The following is an 18,342-nucleotide window of genomic DNA, read 5'->3' as shown; positions in this document are numbered from 1 at the left end:
AGAGGATGTTTTAACAATCAAATAGGGATTTAACAAGAGAAAAGGTGCGAAAACGCACCTTTTTGTTCAGTCGAAAAAGAAAACCGCCAAATCAGGCGAAATCAAATGACTCGGTATGATATTCCACTTCGAGTTTGAAGTGTTCAGCCAAGGTATCAATGAGCTTCTGATGAAAGGTACTTTGTGTAAAGTACACTTCCTCTACCACTTTTTGCGGCAGAGCTTCAGACACCCATTTCCCTTCTTTGTTGTATTTCCCAATATGGTACTTGGCGGTAAAGCCCCCTTCGATGGATTCTAAATCCATCCACCAGCCCCAGAACTCGCGTTTCTCAGGTGACTTTTTGTCATCTACACAAACAGATAGACAATCAAAATAGTAGCGCCCTTCTTGTGATTGCGGTTCACGCAGGTAAGGCCCAATGGCCTTCAGCTTTGACATCAAGCGAAAGTGTGTTGGACCCTGAGTCGTCTCTGACATATGAATCTCCGTTTCCATATAGTTAAAGTAAACACCCAATAATGATTATTATTTTTTATTATCATGAGCTTATTTTTTGCTCAGGTATATCACTCTTAACTAAATTAGGAGATTTGTCATCTTAATAATTCATCTTCCAACCACTTTATCGCCAAATCGAGGGATTGCTCATATCCTTTTGTAATTGTCTTGGAACTGATCTTCTTCGCCTGCCCATAGTGGCTAAATAGCGCGACTAACTGGTTGTCACTGTAAGGCGAAACGGGGTCACCTTCTAAGCTCAGCGCTAAAATTGGCACCTTAGTTTTACGACTGCTCAAGAAGCCTTGAACTTTCAATGACCAAGCCATCATCTGCCAAGCCATGCTGTTGATATCAACTGCGCTTTTACCCAAACGAGAAGCCAGCATATCCAGATACATCTTCGGCATTTTTTGCAGCTTTTTCGGCGAGGTAAACAGATCATGCACCGGTGCGCCTAGTGCCACACACGCTTTGATCTTTTCTTGCTCAAGAAAAGACAGACGAACCATGGCATTGCCACCAAAACGGAAACCGACCAAACCAACTTTGTGATGATCAACGTAAGGAATGGAATAAAGCTCATTCAACACGGCTTGATGAAGACAGCTTGAATCTTCCGTCAAAGGCCAATGAGAACTGTGTCCGACTGATGGCATATCGACGGTCAGCATTGCAATATCTTTAGGAGCAAAGTGATTGCGGAACAAACGCCACATGTCGGTTTGTAAACTGTCGAGTCCTGCACTCACCATCACAACTGGTAGCTGCTTATCGGTTCTTGGCAAATGCAAGTTAGCGATAATTTTGCGTTTTTGGTAAGGCACCTCAATTTGCTTGATGGTGTATTGAGTTTTCTCAGCCCCTTCAGAATAGGCTTTGTTTGCTAACACCTGAGCCTGAAGCGCCAAGTTGTCGTTTTTTAAATGAGGATAGCCCGCAATGCTGAAACACAACGATGCGGTAAACAACTCGTCGGCAGCATCCTCACCTTTAAGGTCATTGGCACGTCGTTGGTGTTCCATACCTAACTTGATCCATTCAAACGTCCAGTTACCACTGTGATACCCCATCACAGTATCTAACCAATCATCGTGAGTACGAGAATGCGTTGACGAAGCAATGCGCGACAACACTCCTTCCATTTCAATTGGAGATAAGCCTTGCCACGCCCACTGCAAGCGACGCAAATGACGATACCAAGCACGATCTTCTTGCTGTTCTCGATCATCAAGAATCTTTTTGCTGGTTGGCATGTATTGAGTGAGCGCGGAGGTTTCTTTCGCTTGCTTATGTTTTACGAACAAAGTCTCGGAAAGATTTTTACTGACGTCTTCAGACATAGGAAGAACCTTTGGCTATTAGCATTAGCTGTAATGATAATAAAAAAAATGCCCCTATAAAGGGGCATTTCTCAATATTCTTCGCTAGCGATTACTTTTGCTTGCGGTTTACTGGCTCTGCGTACTGGATAGACATATCCCAAGGTTGCTCGATCCAAGTGTCTTGCGCGATGTCTACTACGTAGTCATCTAACAATTCTTTACCCGACGGTTTTGCACATACTGCAATCATTTTTGCTTTCGGGTACATTTCACGCAGTTTGCGCGCTGTATCACCGCTATCTACTAGGTCTTCAACGATTAGGTAGCCTTCACCATCGCCTTCAGGTGCTTTAAGCACTGTCATATCACGTTGATGATCATGGTCGTAGCTTGAGATACAAATTGTATCAACGTAGCGAATACCCAGTTCACGAGCCAAGATAGCACCCGGTACTAGACCGCCACGGCTTACCGCCCAAATACCTTTCCATTGCTCAGCTGGCATCTGTTTCTCAGCCAGTTCACGGCAGTAAGTCTGCATCGCATCCCAAGTGATAATGAATTTTTTACTCATTGTAATAACCTAATAATTTGAAAATATGCATCCTCAAAATCTAGCGAAACGGCTTTAAAGCGGAATATTCACTATGCTCTCCAGAGGTCAGGAGACGAGGATTTCAAGCTGCGCAAACGATTATTCTACCGAAACACACCGTTAATACCAACGGTGATATCAAAATTCTCCGCCTATTACGCAGAAAAATCGAATTCAGTGAACAACGCTAAAAGCAAAAAGCCAGAACGAACAGCTTTTGCTGCTCGCGCTGGCTTTTTAAAAGTAATTACCCGGCCAGGTATTTAACGATGAAGATGGCAGACATAACCCAAACACTCATCGATACATCGCGGCCTTTGCCACTAAACAATTTGATAGCAGCATACGCAATAAAGCCTAGGGTGATGCCTTCTGCAATAGAGAAAGTAAGCGGCATCACAAGACAAGTTACAACGACTGGAGATGCTTCAGTTAGGTCACGCCAATCAATGCTCACCAAGCCAGAAAGCATCAAAATTGCTACATAGAACAATGCACCTGACGTTGCATACGCAGGGATCATACCCGCTAGTGGCGAGAACAATAGCGCAAGCAGAAAGAGTACACCAACAACCACTGCGGTTAGACCAGTACGACCACCAGCAGCTACGCCCGAAACACTTTCAATGTATGAAGTCGTGTTTGACGTACCTAGCAACGCACCAACAGAAGTCGCTGTTGAGTCAGCAAGTAGTGCTTTGTTTAGACGAGGAATGTTGCCATTCTCATCCGTTAGACCGGCTTTTTGAGAAACACCAACGAGCGTACCAGCCGTATCAAATAAGTCGACGAATAAGAAAGCGAACACAACAGAGATCATGCCGACTTCAAATAGACCTGAGAAATCCAATTGCAAGAATGTAGGTGCGATACTTGGTGGTGTTGACATGACACCGTTCCATTGCACATCACCAAATAGAAGACCAAGCGCCGTCACACCCAAAATCGCGATCATCACCGCACCTTTCACACCACGGTGAACAAGCGCGATAGTAAGGAAGAAACCAATCGCCGCCAACACTGATGGCAATGACGTGATATCGCCCATTGAAACCAATGTCGCTGGGTTATCAACCACAATACCTGCGTTTTTAAGGGCGATAAACGCCAAGAAAAGGCCAATACCTGCAGAAATGCCGGTTCGAAGCGAATGCGGGATCGAGTTAATGATCCACTCACGAATCTTAAAAATGCTCAGCAGAATAAACAAAACACCAGAAACAAACACTGCAGCCAGCGCGACTTGCCATGTGTAACCCATGCCTAACACAACGGAATATGTGAAGAATGCGTTTAGACCCATGCCCGGAGCCTGAGCAATTGGGTAGTTTGCGACTAAGCCCATAATGAAACAGCCAATCGCGGCGGCAAGACACGTTGCAACAAAGATCGCACCACGATCCATACCGGTATCAGACAAAATAGCTGGGTTTACAAAAATAATGTAAGCCATGGTAAGGAAGGTCGTAATACCTGCAATGATCTCAGTGCGCACATTTGTGCCGTTTTCACTAAGTTTAAAGAGCCTTTCGAGCATGATCGAATCCTGTAAAGGTAAAAGTAAACGGTTGCGTAATCGATTGGCAGGAATTATAAAGTTATCAAATAGCAAATTCTAGATAGAATCATCACTCTAAAGCGTTTTTTTTCGCAGGATATGAAACCCATCCGTTAGTATTTAAAATCAAGAATGAATATAGCGCTTATTAAACAATAACTAACCGCTCATGTTCACTTTGCCTTCAATGCGTGCAAATTGAGCAATGTTCTAAACTTTCAAACAGAAATGGACGTTAAAGGGCAATATTCACTCACAATTTACTGCGTAAGTGGGATTCCTTTTAGCAGCAATAAGAGAATGGAGGCTTAGTGGTGGAAATTTGGTCGGAAGTAGAAACAAGAGATAAAAAAACGCCACTCAATTTGAGTGGCGGTGAATCATGTCAGCACTATCACTGAAAAAAAATTCCAATTTATAGGGGTGAACAAACTGTTCGAGTCACATGCGTTGACTTCACTTAGTAGCCAAAGCTTGTTGGGTATACAAAGTTACCGGTATATACAGATTTGCTATTCCAGAACATTGCACTTGGTAAACCTTTCATAAATATCACCTTCTAAATCAATTAAAACAGTCGTTGATTTCTCGGTTCCTTGGAGGCGATAAACGGACTCATCCTTTGAGCATTTCATTCTTCATCTCAGAAGCTGGTTACAAATATACCACCAAGAAATTTAATTACAAGCATTTTAGTGATAAAAGTCACAAAAAATCCATAAATTGACGTCAATCAAATTTTAACTGTAATTAAATTACATTTTTGTGAATTAAAAATTATTCTACTTTCAGTTCATATAAACATAAGCGCATTTACGACTTATACCATGTTCATAAAGTGTGACAGTGAGGAAGGAAATCCTTTTGTTCTCGACTACTAGTAGCCTTCGTCTGGTGGTATCCTTGAGCTAATTCATGCCAAATATCATTAGCATTTCCTGCTAATCACACATTATTTATACGGTATATGTTTGGCAAAGCACATCAAAAGGAGTCTTCCGTGTCTGAATTCCATTCTGAAATCAGTACCTTGTCACCTGCTCCACTTTGGCAGTTTTTCGATAAGATTTGTTCCATCCCTCATCCATCTAAGCATGAAGAAGCATTAGCACAGTACATTATCAACTGGGCAACAGAGCAAGGCTTCGATGTTCGCCGAGACCCAACGGGCAACGTATTCATCAAAAAGCCAGCAACGCTTGGGATGGAAAACAAAAAGGGCGTGGTTCTTCAAGCACACATTGACATGGTGCCACAGAAGAATGAAGACACTGACCACGACTTCACAAAAGATCCAATTCAACCGTACATCGATGGTGAGTGGGTAACAGCGAAAGGCACAACGCTTGGTGCAGACAACGGTATTGGTATGGCTTCTTGTCTTGCTGTATTAGCATCTAAAGATATCAAGCATGGGCCAATTGAAGTTCTACTAACAATTGATGAAGAAGCAGGCATGACAGGTGCATTCGGGCTTGAAGCAGGTTGGTTGGAAGGTGATATTCTTCTAAACACCGACTCCGAGCAAGAAGGCGAAGTGTACATGGGCTGCGCTGGTGGTATCGATGGTGCGATGACTTTTGACATCAAACGCGACGCGATCCCTACTGGCTTTGTGACTCGTCAGCTAACCTTGAAGGGTTTAAAAGGCGGTCACTCTGGTTGTGATATCCACACTGGTCGTGGTAATGCCAACAAACTGCTTGGCCGATTCCTAGCGGGCCATGCACAAGAGTTGGATCTTCGCTTGGTTGAATTCCGTGGTGGTAGTTTGCGTAATGCTATTCCTCGCGAAGCTTTCGTAACAGTTGCTGTTCCTGCTGAAAACCAAGAGAAGCTTGCAGAGCTTTTCAACTACTACACTGAGCTATTAAAAGCTGAGCTTGGCAAAGTAGAAACGGGCATTGTGACGTTCAATGAAGAGATCGCAACCGAATCACAAGCCTTCACCGCGGCGGATCAACAACGCTTTATTGCTGCTCTCAACGCATGTCCTAATGGCGTGATGCGCATGAGCGACGAAATTGAAGGTGTGGTTGAAACGTCACTGAACGTTGGCGTGATCACTACTGAAGAAAATAAAGTGACTGTTCTGTGTCTGATTCGCTCTTTGATTGACTCTGGCCGTAGCCAAGTAGAGAGCATGTTACGCTCTGTTGCTGAACTCGCAGGAGCACAAGTTGAGTTCTCAGGCGCTTACCCTGGTTGGAAACCAGACGCTGATTCAGAAATCATGGCAATTTTCCGTGATATGTACGAAGGCATTTACGGCCACAAACCAAACATCATGGTTATTCACGCAGGTCTAGAGTGTGGTCTATTTAAAGAGCCGTACCCGAACATGGACATGGTTTCTTTCGGCCCAACGATCAAGTTCCCTCACTCTCCTGATGAAAAAGTGAAGATTGATACCGTTCAACTGTTCTGGGATCAAATGGTTGCGCTTCTAGAAGCAATTCCTGAGAAAGCGTAATCCAAACGCGACAACAAAACAAAAAGGGTGCCGAGACACCCTTTTTTATTGCTATTTATCACGAGAGTATCGCGAATTATGCACGAGTTTGCGCGTACGCTGCTAGCTCATCCATAGAAGTCTTCGCGACCACTTCACCATTGATGTAGTAAGTAACAAACTCACCCTCACGTACACCCATTAACGTCGCTTTTTCGCCGTTGTTGTATGTGATGTTCATCTGAACCGTATTTTCATCGATTTGGTGCATTTGGCCTTGCTCGATAACGCGGTTGTTTGTAAGTGGGCCAATCGGCGCTGTTGTAAGCGACTTATCTAGCTGGTGGTTTACATCAATGTAAGTGTCCATCTTAGTATCGAAGATGTGTGGTTTGCCGTTTAGCGGGTTTTTACCAGTCCAGAACTCTAGAGAGTTAAATACGATGTAGTCAGCTGCGATTGCCACACCGTAAACTGGTGCCATAAGCATGTTTAGACCACCACGAGCGTAACGGTTATCTACCGCTTTCAAGTTGAAGCCCATAACATAGCCAGTTACCGCGTTGCTGCCAACACAACCTGAAAGTGAAACTGCCACAGCAGTCAATACGCCAATTTTAGCAATTGCCTTTTTCATCAAAACCTCTAGTTAGAAAGTATTAGGTCGAAAATTCGGCGCGGATATTAGCTTATAAAAACTAGGGATAAAAGACAGAATTTTCCGAAGAAAGCATCTTTATTATTTTTAATACGTGGACATTTATCTAAACAATAAATAACCAATTTAAGATAAGGGTGACGAGATATTCAGCAAATAATAAACGTCACATTTACAACAAACTTTCCACAAAAGGTTATTATTTGCTCTCCTTGATTAAAATAATTTGTCGTATCCTTAATTAGAATGATTAGTGTGATTTTGACGCGATTGTTACATTGTTGCTAACTTATTTGACAGAGATGGTTTATGGCCAGAAGTAAAACAAGCAAAGTATTTGAGCTGCTCGGGCATAAAATACAACCAGGACAGCGTTTAGAAGTAGAATTCGAAGCTGCTCAGCTATACACGCACTCTCCACTTTCTATCCCTGTGGAAATCATTCACGGGAAACAAGAAGGTCCAGTGCTGATGGTGAACGCCGCAATCCATGGTGATGAGCTTAATGGCGTAGAGATCGTTCGTCAGATGATCAACCAGTTAAACCCATTAAAGCTAAAAGGTACGGTTATTGCGGTGCCAATCGTAAACGTATTTGGCTTTATCCATAAGTCTCGTTACTTACCCGATCGCCGCGATCTAAACCGTTGTTTCCCTGGCAGCGAAAAAGGCGCACTCGCCTCACGTATGGCGTACGGATTCTTCAATAATATAGCGAAACGTTGTGATTATATTTTAGATTTACACACAGGTGCGATTCATCGTACTAACCTACCCCAAATACGCGCTAACCTGAGCAATCCGGAAACACTGCGCATTGCTAAAGCATTTGCCACGCCAGTGATCGTTGACTCTGCATTGCGTGATGGCTCGCTACGTAGCGAAGCCGAGAAGTGTGATATCCCAGTATTGACTTACGAAGCTGGTGAAGCACTTCGCTTTGATCCGCTATCTATCAGTGCTGGTGTTTTAGGCGTTCAACGCGTTATGCAAGCGATCGGTATGTTAAGAGCCAGCCGTAAAAAACTGCCTGAACCTGTTATCGCGAAATCGACCAGCTGGGTTAGAGCGCCAGGCAACGGTATTTTACGCACGGTGGTGAACCTAGGCGATAAAGTAGAAAAAGGTGAAACCTTAGCTTACATCAGCTCACCCCTCGGTCACGATGAAATAGAGCTAAAAGCACCTAAAAGTGGTTTAGTGATCGGTCAGCAAACGCTGCCATTGGTAAACGAAGGCGATGCCATTTTCCACCTCGCATACTTCAGCCAAAGCGACGATGAAGTAGAACAAGCGGTAGAAAGCTACATTGAAGGATTAACTGAGTTTGACGTCGAACAGGTAACGACGGGACAAATCCCACTCGACTCTCAGTCATAATTGCATGCTCTATGATCTCAAAGCCCAGTACCTAGTGCCGGGCTTTTTTTGTTATGTTTACTCACCAATATTATTTATTACAAACACTTAAACATGAAAACTTAACGTTTGTGCTTCGTGTTTAGCTTATTTCAATTCATCTTGTTCATCGCACAATTGCACAGCGTTTTATTTATTCGTATTATGTTTTCTTTTTTGCTTGCACACATCTATGAATAAAACACAACTCATTGGTTGTTTGTTGGGACTTGGACTTTCTGCAAATCTCCTCGCTCAAGAATCTGAAAACATCGCTCAATACTTACAAGAACAAAGTCAACAACATTCACTAGAAGATCATTATGCTTCATCTGTTCCAGATGAACTCAACTTGGACGCGCAACGCTCAGAACTCAAATGGCGAGAGGAAGGCAAGCCAGATCATTGTTACCACACAAAAAATAACGCCGAGGTCACAACAGACTTTGACTACGGTGAGGCCAACGATCTTTCGGATGGCTTACATCATATTGATTTACCGCCTGTGCATACACGTAATAACAAATCATCTCATCGTGTTTACGCAAACAATCCTCACTTACTGCCTGGCAACCAACAGTTTGCCGCACCTTCCGAAGGCTCTTTTGGCTTCTCGGTTTCTTCTGACTGCTTATGAAAATGAGCCAACAAAAAAGCCCTGAAGAAAACTTCAGGGCTTTTTAGCATTACCGACAGATCGAAACATCAATCGGAATATATGCCATTATTCTTCGTCAGCTTCAGCTTCGCGTGCTTTACGAGCTTCTTCTTTGCGAACTTTTGCCGCAAGTTGCTCTGCTTCACGTTCTTGACGCTGTACAGCTTTACGCTCATTACGAACAACTTGGTTTTCAATGAAGCCCGCAAGTTCTTGTTCAGCCCAAGCTTGTGCTTTTTCTTCGCTGTCAAACCCAGTTTCACGTTTTGAAACCATTGTTTTGCGAGACGTTACTTGACGAGTGATTTCTGCGCTCCAACCGTTACGTTTTTCAGTTACGCGGATAGCAAATTTTGGATTTTTAGACATCTATTTCAGTTCCTAAGGGATTAATCAGGGATTCGGTCAACTTGATAACTCCATCTAAGCTGAGCTGTTTAACACCATCCCTTGGTAAGCGCGGTATTAGAGCATAAATCATTATGATTGGCTGCAAAAATTTTATTTTCCACACTTAAACCACATTGGTTGTTGGCAATAAGTGTACTAGCCCGTTTTCGACTTCGCACTTCCACAATCCCAAAAAAGAAAAGCGCAGATCTTTCGATCTGCGCTTTGCGTTTGTAAAGTATTAAGACTTAACCGATGTTCTTGCGCGCGTTTTGGAACATACGCATCCAAGCGCCATTCTCACCCCAACCTTCCGGAGCCCAAGAGTTTGCAACTGTGCGGAATACACGCTCTGGGTGAGGCATCATGATGGTTACACGGCCATCTTCGGTAGTCAGACCAGTAATCGCATTTGGCGAACCATTCGGGTTGTTCGGGTATTGTTGCGTTGGGTTACCGTTATTATCAACGTAACGTAGCGCTACAGTACCTGACGCTTCAATTGCGTTTAGGTGCTCACCGTCACGTACTTCGACACGACCTTCACCGTGAGATACCGCGATAGGCATACGAGAGCCCGCCATGCCATCGAAGAACACAGAATCAGACTTCTGTACTTCAACTAAGCTAAAGCGCGCTTCAAAACGCTCAGATTCGTTGCGAACAAAACGTGGCCACAAGTCTGCCCCCGGGATAAGCTCTTTCAGGTTAGAAAGCATCTGACAACCGTTACAAACACCTAGAGAGAATGTCTCTTCACGGTTGAAGAACGCTTGGAACTGCTCACGAGCTTGTGCGTTAAACAGGATAGACTTCGCCCAACCTTCACCCGCACCGAGCACGTCACCGTAAGAGAAACCACCACAAGCTACCAGACCTTGGTATTCATCAAGTACCGCTTGGCCTGTCAGAATGTCGCTCATGTGGATGTCGGTTGCTTCAAAGCCAGCACGGTCAAAGGCTGCTGCCATTTCAACGTGAGAGTTAACACCTTGTTCACGAAGAATCGCCATCTTAGGTTTCGCGCCTTTCGCAATGTAAGGGGCTGCGATATCTTCATTCACATCAAAGCTTAGAGATACGTTCAGACCTGGGTCTGAGTTGTCTTTCTTCGCTTCAAATTCTTGGTCTGCACATGCAGGGTTATCACGTAGCGCCTGCATTTTATGCGTAGTTTCTGCCCAGATAACACGTAGTTCGGTACGTGAACGCTTAAGCACAACATCATCACCAGAAGTGATAACAAAGTCGTCTGATGCTTCAACAGAACCAATTACATGTGAACATGACTCTAAGCCGTTTGCCGCTAGCGTAGATAGGACTGAGTCCAGGTCGTCGTTTTTAACCTGAACAACCGCACCTAATTCTTCGTTAAATAGAACCGCCAGCGCATCTTCACCCAGCTCTGCGATGTTCGCTTTTACGCCACAGTGACCCGCGAACGCCATCTCAGCCAACGTTACAAATAGACCGCCGTCACCTTTATCGTGGTAAGCAAGCAGCTTGTCGTTACGTACGAGATTTTGCATTGCATCGAAGAAGCCTTTTAGTTGCTCTGCGTTGTCTACATCTGCTGGCTTATCACCCAGCTGCTTGTAAACCTGTGCCAGTGCTGTTGCACCCAAACGGTTTTTGCCGTTACCCAGATCAACAAGAACAAGTGAAGTGTCACCTAGCCCTTCCAAGGTATCAGATGTGCGTAGCTGAGGCGTTACTGTCTTACGCACGTCTTCAACACGACCAAACGCAGTGATAACTAGCGATAGTGGCGAAGTCACTTCTTTGCTTTCGCCATTCTCTTCCCACTTAGTCTTCATTGACATTGAGTCTTTACCAACTGGGATAGTCAGACCTAGCGCCGGACATAGCTCTTCACCAACCGCTTTCACAGCTTCGTAAAGACCCGCATCTTCACCTGGGTGACCCGCTGGAGACATCCAGTTCGCAGACAGTTTAATGCGCTTGATATCACCGATGTCAGTCGCCGCGATGTTAGTTAGTGACTCACCAACAGCCAGACGAGCAGACGCGCCAAAGTCTAGTAGAGCAACCGGAGTACGCTCACCCATCGACATCGCTTCACCGTGGTATGTGTCGTAACTTGCCGCTGTAACTGCACAGTTCGCCACAGGCACCTGCCAAGGACCAACCATTTGGTCACGAGCAACTAAACCAGTAACTGAGCGGTCACCGATCGTGATCAGGAACGTTTTCTCAGCAACCGTTGGTAGACGAAGTACGCGATCAACCGCTTCGTTGATTTCGATACCGTCGCGTACGATCGCTGGGCTATCTACTTTCAAAGTCGTTGCTTCACGGTGCATCTTCGGTGTTTTACCAAGCAAGATATCCATTGGCATATCGATTGGCGTGTTATCAAAATGGGAGTCTTCTAGAGTTAGATGACGCTCTTCTGTAGCCACACCAACTACTGCGTAAGGTGCACGTTCACGCTTACAAATCGCATCGAACGCTTCCATATGCTCTGGTGCTACCGCAAGAACATAACGCTCCTGAGATTCGTTACACCAGATTTCCAGAGGGCTCATGCTCAATTCATCATTTGGTACATCACGTAGCTGGAACTTACCGCCACGCTCGCCGTCGTCACAAAGCTCAGGAAGTGCGTTAGAGATACCGCCCGCGCCCACATCGTGGATAAATGCGATTGGGTTCTCTTCACCTAGCTGCCAACAACGGTCGATAACTTCCTGACAACGACGTTCCATCTCTGGGTTTTCACGCTGTACTGAAGCAAAGTCCAGATCTTCTGCTGACTGACCAGACGCCATTGAAGACGCCGCACCGCCACCAAGACCGATGTTCATTGCCGGACCACCAAGTACGATTAGGCTCGCACCAACTGGGATCTCTTTCTTCTGAACGTGTTCGTCACGGATGTTACCCATACCACCAGCAATCATGATTGGCTTGTGGTAACCACGAACTTCTTCCCCCGCGTGAGAAGTCACTTTCTCTTCGTAGGTACGGAAGTAACCTAATAGGTTTGGACGACCAAATTCGTTGTTGAATGCTGCACCACCCAGAGGGCCTTCAAGCATGATATCTAACGCGTTTACGATACGACCCGGCTTACCGAAGTCCGTTTCCCAAGGCTGTTCAAAACCAGGGATACGCAAGTTAGACGTTGTAAAACCAACCAGACCCGCTTTTGGCTTACCACCGATACCGGTCGCGCCTTCGTCACGGATTTCACCACCAGAACCGGTTGATGCACCTGGCCAAGGAGAGATTGCCGTTGGGTGGTTGTGCGTCTCTACCTTCATCAAGATGTGCGCATCTTCATGGTGGTAAGTGTATTGACGAGATTTCGGATCTGGGAAGAAACGACCCACTTTAGAGCCCGTCATTACCGCTGCATTATCTTTGTAAGCAGACAGAACATGGTCTGGTGTCGTTTCGAATGTGTTTTTGATCATCTTAAACAGAGACTTCTCTTGGTCGACGCCATCGATAGTCCAGTCTGCATTAAAGATCTTATGACGACAGTGCTCTGAGTTCGCCTGAGCAAACATCATCAGCTCGATGTCGTTAGGGTTACGACCTAACTTAGTGAAATTCTCCACCAAGTAATCAATTTCATCTTCTGCGAGTGCCAAACCAAGGGAAACGTTTGCTTCTTCAAGCGCAAGACGACCGCCCGCTAAGATATCAACATGCGCCACAGGCTTTGGCTCTGCGACTGTAAACAGCGCTGACGCGGCTTCAAGTTCTGTGAACACCGTTTCCATCATGCGGTCGTGAATTAACGCTTTGACAGCGTCAACTTGAGCTTCTGATAGAACAACTGAAGATTCTACGTAGTAAGCCGTACCGCGCTCCAGACGCTTAACAGTGTCCAGACCACAGTTAATAGCGATATCGGTAGATTTAGAAGACCAAGGCGAGATAGTGCCTGGACGAGGCGTAACAAGAAGTAGAAGACCTTCTGGCTCATGCTCTTCAATTGTTGGGCCGTAAGTTAGTAACTTTTCAAGTTTTTCTAACTCTTGGTCATCAAGGTCAGACTTTAGATCTGCAAAATGCATAAACTCGGCATAGATGCCAGTTACAGGCAGATCTTGTTCACGACAAAGTTCCAGTAGTTTATTAACACGAAACTCAGAAAGAGCTGGGGAGCCACGCAAAATTCTCATGTGCTTAGGTCTCTTATGCAATTGATTAAGGTGATATTGGAATAAATTCAGATACTTAACTTGAGTCCTATCGAACCTATGCCGATTCCACCTCGTCATTGCGAGCGCATTATATAGCAATTGTTTTTGTGATGTAACATCAAAAGCAACCGTTTGCGTCATTTTTTTTGTCAAATTTGAGTTGTAGCCGAAATGTCGATAAAACACACAATGTCGCACTCTATCTGTCCGATTCGCTTTGCCCCATCTCTACGCTTTGATATAAAGACCACTAGAAATTTTCTGAGATGTACCGATCAATGCAAATACGCCACTTCAACCGACTCAAGCGCAGCGTCCTACTTTTTGCTTCTGTGCTACTACTTTCTGCCTGCCAAATTGAGTCGCAGCCGAAAAGTGAATTCGAGAAAATCCAAGAGCGCGGAGTGCTACGCGTTGGCACGCTCAACAACCAACTCTCGTACTACATTGGTCCTGATGGCCCTGCGGGTTTGGATTATGAGCTGGCGCGTAAATTTGCAGAAGAGTTGGGCGTAAAGCTAGAAATCAAACCCGCTTTCAGACAAGCCGACCTTTTCCCTGCCTTAAAGAAGGGCGACATCGATATTATTGCTACGGGGCTTAATCAAACCTCACAAGCCGTCAAACGTTTTAGACCTGGCCCTGCTTATTATTATGTAAGCCAGCAAGTGGTCTACAAAAAGGGCCAGCTTCGTCCTCGTGATATTGAGCAGCTTATCGAGTATCAAGCATCCAAAGACAGTCAATCAGAAGAAGACGTGAATGCTGGCGCGCAAACATTGAAAATTGTCGAACAGTCTCAATATGTTCCGACACTGACGGCATTGAAAAAGCAGTATCCTGAATTGCAGTTTGAAATCGTGGGCGATGCTGACACTCGCGATTTACTGAAACATGTATCGACTGGAGAACTGCGTTTCACCGTCACTGATTCCGTAGAGCTGTCTCTCGCGCAACGCCTGTATCCAGATTTAGCACTTGCTTTTGAGCTCACCGAAGATCAACCAGTATCATGGTTTACTCGCCGCTCAGAGGATGAGAGCTTGTATGCGATGCTGATTGAGTTTTTCGGCAATATCAAACAATCTGGCGAGCTAGCTTCTCTTGAAGAGAAGTACATTGGCCATATTGAAGCGTTTGACTACGTGGACACGCGTGCCTTTATTCGTGCTCTTGATGATAAGTTGCCGAGATGGGCTCCGCTGTTCCAAAAATACAGCGAAGAGTTTGATTGGCGTTTAATCGCGGCTTTGGCCTACCAAGAATCTCATTGGAAACCAAAAGCAAAATCGCCTACGGGTGTTCGTGGCATGATGATGCTGACTTTACCAACTGCGAAAAGTGTTGGTGTAACCGATCGTCTAAACCCAGAACAATCTGTTCGTGGTGGTGTGGAATACCTGCGTCGCATTGTCGCTCGCGTACCTGATACGATTAACGAACATGAAAAAATTTGGTTTGCATTGGCATCGTACAATATTGGTTATGGCCACATGATGGACGCGCGTCGATTAACCAAGGCACAAGGTGGCGATCCAAACGCATGGGCAGATGTAAAAGACCGACTACCGCTGTTACGACAAAAGCGTTACTACAGCCAAACTCGTTATGGCTACGCTCGTGGAGACGAGGCACGAAATTACGTTGAAAATATTCGACGCTACTACCAATCAATCATTGGGCATGTCAGTCAAAAGCCTTCCATTGATGAAGATACGGATGATCTACAGGTTATCCCACCGCTAAATCCAGAGTTGCTTGTTTCTGGTGCGGTGGAAACCATTGCAAAAGAAGTGTCTGGTGCCTCTGATGTCACCAATGACGTCGATGAAGATTTAGACCAAGAAGAAGAATAAACACGCAAAAAAGACGAGTGTGAAGCTCGTCTTTTTTGTTGAGTCCAAGGTAGAACTTATCTAAAATCCGATGTTCCGAACCAGACCGGTCATCATAGTAAGTGTATACAAACGTGATTGGTCAACACCTTACTGCAGCGTCCATACCCGTTAATTGATGCTTGCGGAATAAATCGGTTCGGTTGGTTTCCCTCTCTCCTAATTTGAAGTGACTCCATCACTAGAATGTCATCCACAATGCAAAGTAGATGCAGCGTGCGCTGTATCGCGAGAGGGTGTTTGTAGTCTTGTCTGCAGGAGGTTCGGATATGAGAAGACGTAGAGTGCAGTCAAAGCGTTTGAATAAGACAGTGGCTGCGATTCGCCGTAAGCGAAAGCTGACAACGATGAAAAAGAAAGTCAGCTCACGCAATCGTGTATTCGTTCACTTAGTAAATCACTAAGAACTTAAAGCAAACATCTACACACCCGTAGATGTTTGCTGAACACAACTCACCAACTTAATCTTCTTGCTTACCTTCTGACGCTTTTTTCTCTTGTTTCTTGGCCTTAATTTCTTTGCGACGACGCTTGAAAAAGGCCTGCAACTGCTCACGGCACTCATCCTCTAACAGCCCTCTTTCGACCGTTGCGTAATGGTAAGCCGCTTGGCTCTCAAACAAGTTCAATACCGTACCAGCCGCGCCCGCTTTAAGATCTGGCGCGCCAAATACCACGCGTTTCACTCTGCTGTGCAACAGTGCTCCTGCGCACATAGGGCAAGGCTCTAGTGTGACATAGAGAGTGGTGTCTAAAAGTCGATAGTTTTCTAACACAGTCCCAGCATTACGTAGAGTCTGAATCTCCGCATGTGCTGTTGCATCATGAGAGCAGATAGAGCGGTTCCAGCCTTCTGCAATCACTTCTCCATCTTTAACTAATACCGCTCCCACAGGCACCTCTCCTTCCAATTCAGCTTGTTCAGCTAATGCAAGTGCGCGGCGCATAAAAATTTCGTCTTGTGGGGTAAATTGATGCTCAGACAAAAGGGCTCCAGAAATGAAGGCAACTATGAATAGCGAAATATTACCACCAACATCGCTTTCACTACAGCAGGACATAAGTTTTGGAGATGCGCCTCTTTAGTAGTGGCACCTCAAAACAAAAAAGCGCAGACCTTTCGACCTGCGCTTTTCTCTAATATTCGATCATTTACATCGTGTATGTGTACGGTGCTTGAATACCTAGTGGGATACCTACCATCCAGTAAAGAACTAGGAAGATTGACCAACCAATCAACATAGCAATCGAGAATGGCATCATCAGTGACGCAAGTGTACCAATGCCTGTCGACTTCACGTAACGTTGACAGTAAACCACTACAAGAGGGAAGAATACCATCAGAGGCGAAATGATGTTCGATACTGAGTCACCCACACGGTAAGCCGCCTGAGATAGTTCAGGAGAAATACCTACCGCCATTAGCATTGGAACTAGGATTGGACCAATCAAAGCCCATTTCGCAGAAGCGGAACCGATAAGTAGGTTTACAGCCGCTGTTAGCAAGATCATACCAATGATGGTTGCTTCACCTGGTAGGTTCATCGCTTTTAAGCCTTCAGCACCATACAACGCTAGCATCGTACCGATGTTTGACTGAGCAAATGCAGATAGGAACTGAGCACAGAAGAATGACATTACAATGTATGCGCCCATGGTCGACATGGTGTCCGCCATCGCTTTGATGATGTCGTTACTTGTCTTAAAGGTGCCAGATACTTTACCGTAAACGTAACCAGGGATGATAAATAGAATGAAGATCAGTGGAACAATCGACTTCATGATAGGCGCAGAAAACGCCGTAATTTCGCCTTCAGGAGAGCGAAGTGCAGAGTTATCAGGCAATAACGCGGCAACAAGAAGTGCAATACCCGCCATCATAGCCCAGCCAGCGTAGCGGAATGCTTTTGATTCCAACTCAGTGAAAGAGCCTAAGTTTGGCGCCGTTTCTGCATCTTCATCAATTGGCATCTTTGCTAGACGTGGCTCGATGATTTTCTCAGTCACGTACCAACCGATAGCAACGATGATCACTGAAGATAGACCAGTGAAGAAGATGTTTGCTAGAGGGTTAACCACGTATTCAGGATCAAGAACCTGTGCTGCTGTTTGTGTGAAACCAGCGAGCAATGGGTCAATACCTGAAGGAATGAAGTTTGCGGAGAAACCACCAGACACACCAGCAAATGCCGCTGCGATACCAGCTAGAGGGTGACGACCAGCGGCATGGAAAATGATACCACCTAGAGGAATAACCAAAACGTAGCCCGCATCAGCCGCGGTATGCGAGATGATTGCGACAAGAATAAGCATTGGTGTAAGTAGCTTCGCTGGAGTGAAGTTCAGCATCTTCTTAAGGCCAGTCGTGATAAAACCAGAAGAATCCGCAACACCTACACCCAACATTGCAACTAATACGATGCCTAGAGGTGCAAAACCAGTAAACGTAGTGACCATGTTAGCAAGGAAACTTGCTAGAGCTTCACCCGTAAGTAAGTTAGTAATGGTAAGAGCTTCGCCCGTTCGAGGGTTTGGAAGGTCGAAAGTCACATTCGATAAAAGTGCAGACGCAGCCCAAGTAATGATCAGTGCCCAGAAAAACAAAATCGCAGGATCAGGAATTTTATTACCTGCACGCTCGATAAAGTTTAGAAAGCGATCCATCCCGCTCGGCTTCGATGATGGTGCCTTATTTACAGCTTGGTTACTCATGGTAACTCCATATGAATGATG

General features: G+C 45.2%; 14 protein-coding genes. 5 read left to right on the top strand and 9 right to left on the bottom strand.

Annotation, left to right across the window (positions count from 1 at the left end; all coding sequences use genetic code 11):
- Positions 1-91: 91 nt before the first annotated feature.
- The 4 genes from crl to BIW15_RS14010 form a co-directional block, all read right to left on the bottom strand.
- Entirely contained in the window at positions 92-481 is a 390-nt protein-coding gene (gene crl, locus BIW15_RS14025) for a sigma factor-binding protein Crl (RefSeq protein WP_005455997.1), read from the bottom strand.
- 116 nt (positions 482-597) lie between these two features.
- Entirely contained in the window at positions 598-1,845 is a 1,248-nt protein-coding gene (frsA, locus tag BIW15_RS14020) for an esterase FrsA (protein ID WP_077281188.1), read from the bottom strand.
- Positions 1,846-1,936: 91 nt separating this feature from the next.
- The gene (gene tet(34), locus BIW15_RS14015) at positions 1,937-2,401 is read right to left on the bottom strand and encodes an oxytetracycline resistance phosphoribosyltransferase domain-containing protein Tet(34) (RefSeq protein WP_005381590.1); all 465 of its coding nucleotides are present in this window, start codon (positions 2,399-2,401) and stop codon (positions 1,937-1,939) included.
- 268 nt (positions 2,402-2,669) lie between these two features.
- Entirely contained in the window at positions 2,670-3,959 is a 1,290-nt protein-coding gene (locus BIW15_RS14010; protein WP_005456001.1) for an NCS2 family permease, read from the bottom strand.
- 1,021 nt (positions 3,960-4,980) lie between these two features.
- On the opposite strand from BIW15_RS14010, the gene BIW15_RS14005 reads away from it, so the two are divergent.
- Positions 4,981-6,453 (top strand): aminoacyl-histidine dipeptidase, encoded by a 1,473-nt coding sequence (locus BIW15_RS14005; protein ID WP_025499715.1) that lies wholly within the window; start codon positions 4,981-4,983, stop codon positions 6,451-6,453.
- 76 nt (positions 6,454-6,529) lie between these two features.
- Here the strand turns inward: BIW15_RS14005 and BIW15_RS14000 are convergent, their stop codons facing one another.
- Entirely contained in the window at positions 6,530-7,069 is a 540-nt protein-coding gene (locus tag BIW15_RS14000) for a DUF3332 domain-containing protein (protein WP_077281187.1), read from the bottom strand.
- A 330-nt stretch (positions 7,070-7,399) separates the two neighbouring features.
- On the opposite strand from BIW15_RS14000, the gene BIW15_RS13995 reads away from it, so the two are divergent.
- Complete coding sequence (locus tag BIW15_RS13995) at positions 7,400-8,470, top strand: succinylglutamate desuccinylase/aspartoacylase family protein (protein ID WP_005496268.1); 1,071 nt, start codon at positions 7,400-7,402, stop codon at positions 8,468-8,470.
- Positions 8,471-8,681: 211 nt separating this feature from the next.
- Complete coding sequence (locus BIW15_RS13990; RefSeq protein WP_005496270.1) at positions 8,682-9,125, top strand: hypothetical protein; 444 nt, start codon at positions 8,682-8,684, stop codon at positions 9,123-9,125.
- Between the two features lie 87 nt (positions 9,126-9,212).
- Here the strand turns inward: BIW15_RS13990 and BIW15_RS13985 are convergent, their stop codons facing one another.
- Together BIW15_RS13985 and purL are read right to left on the bottom strand one after the other, a co-directional pair.
- Positions 9,213-9,515, bottom strand: coding sequence for a DUF3622 domain-containing protein (locus BIW15_RS13985; RefSeq protein ID WP_005455950.1), 303 nt, complete (start codon positions 9,513-9,515; stop codon positions 9,213-9,215).
- A gap of 269 nt (positions 9,516-9,784) precedes the next feature.
- Positions 9,785-13,693, bottom strand: a complete 3,909-nt coding sequence (gene purL / locus BIW15_RS13980) for a phosphoribosylformylglycinamidine synthase (RefSeq protein WP_077281186.1) — start codon at positions 13,691-13,693, stop codon at positions 9,785-9,787.
- Between the two features lie 299 nt (positions 13,694-13,992).
- Here purL and mltF point away from each other — a divergent pair, with 299 nt between their 5' ends.
- Complete coding sequence (mltF, locus tag BIW15_RS13975) at positions 13,993-15,570, top strand: membrane-bound lytic murein transglycosylase MltF (protein WP_015296324.1); 1,578 nt, start codon at positions 13,993-13,995, stop codon at positions 15,568-15,570.
- A 308-nt stretch (positions 15,571-15,878) separates the two neighbouring features.
- The gene (locus BIW15_RS25345; RefSeq protein ID WP_005488686.1) at positions 15,879-16,013 is read left to right on the top strand and encodes a hypothetical protein; all 135 of its coding nucleotides are present in this window, start codon (positions 15,879-15,881) and stop codon (positions 16,011-16,013) included.
- Between the two features lie 57 nt (positions 16,014-16,070).
- Here the strand turns inward: BIW15_RS25345 and tadA are convergent, their stop codons facing one another.
- Both tadA and BIW15_RS13960 read right to left on the bottom strand, forming a co-directional pair.
- The gene (tadA, locus tag BIW15_RS13965; protein WP_024700116.1) at positions 16,071-16,595 is read right to left on the bottom strand and encodes a tRNA adenosine(34) deaminase TadA; all 525 of its coding nucleotides are present in this window, start codon (positions 16,593-16,595) and stop codon (positions 16,071-16,073) included.
- A 166-nt stretch (positions 16,596-16,761) separates the two neighbouring features.
- A complete protein-coding gene (locus BIW15_RS13960) occupies positions 16,762-18,321 on the bottom strand; it encodes an AbgT family transporter (protein ID WP_025551307.1) in 1,560 nt (519 codons plus the stop codon).
- Positions 18,322-18,342 lie beyond the last annotated feature (21 nt).

It is taken from the genome of Vibrio sp. SALL6 (assembly GCF_002002385.1).
Taxonomy (GTDB): domain Bacteria; phylum Pseudomonadota; class Gammaproteobacteria; order Enterobacterales; family Vibrionaceae; genus Vibrio; species Vibrio parahaemolyticus.
This window is presented reverse-complemented; position numbering and strand designations above follow the sequence as displayed.

Excerpts from the sequence above, each read along its gene's own strand:
- crl (WP_005455997.1), bottom strand. The coding sequence starts at position 481 with ATGTCAGAGACGACTCAGGGTCCAACACACTTTCGCTTGATGTCAAAG.
- frsA (WP_077281188.1), bottom strand. The coding sequence starts at position 1,845 with ATGTCTGAAGACGTCAGTAAAAATCTTTCCGAGACTTTGTTCGTAAAA.
- BIW15_RS14010 (WP_005456001.1), bottom strand. The coding sequence starts at position 3,959 with ATGCTCGAAAGGCTCTTTAAACTTAGTGAAAACGGCACAAATGTGCGC.
- BIW15_RS14000 (WP_077281187.1), bottom strand. The coding sequence starts at position 7,069 with ATGAAAAAGGCAATTGCTAAAATTGGCGTATTGACTGCTGTGGCAGTT.
- BIW15_RS13995 (WP_005496268.1), top strand. The coding sequence starts at position 7,400 with ATGGCCAGAAGTAAAACAAGCAAAGTATTTGAGCTGCTCGGGCATAAA.
- BIW15_RS13990 (WP_005496270.1), top strand. The coding sequence starts at position 8,682 with ATGAATAAAACACAACTCATTGGTTGTTTGTTGGGACTTGGACTTTCT.
- BIW15_RS13985 (WP_005455950.1), bottom strand. The coding sequence starts at position 9,515 with ATGTCTAAAAATCCAAAATTTGCTATCCGCGTAACTGAAAAACGTAAC.
- purL (WP_077281186.1), bottom strand. The coding sequence starts at position 13,693 with ATGAGAATTTTGCGTGGCTCCCCAGCTCTTTCTGAGTTTCGTGTTAAT.
- mltF (WP_015296324.1), top strand. The coding sequence starts at position 13,993 with ATGCAAATACGCCACTTCAACCGACTCAAGCGCAGCGTCCTACTTTTT.
- BIW15_RS25345 (WP_005488686.1), top strand. The coding sequence starts at position 15,879 with ATGAGAAGACGTAGAGTGCAGTCAAAGCGTTTGAATAAGACAGTGGCT.
- BIW15_RS13960 (WP_025551307.1), bottom strand. The coding sequence starts at position 18,321 with ATGAGTAACCAAGCTGTAAATAAGGCACCATCATCGAAGCCGAGCGGG.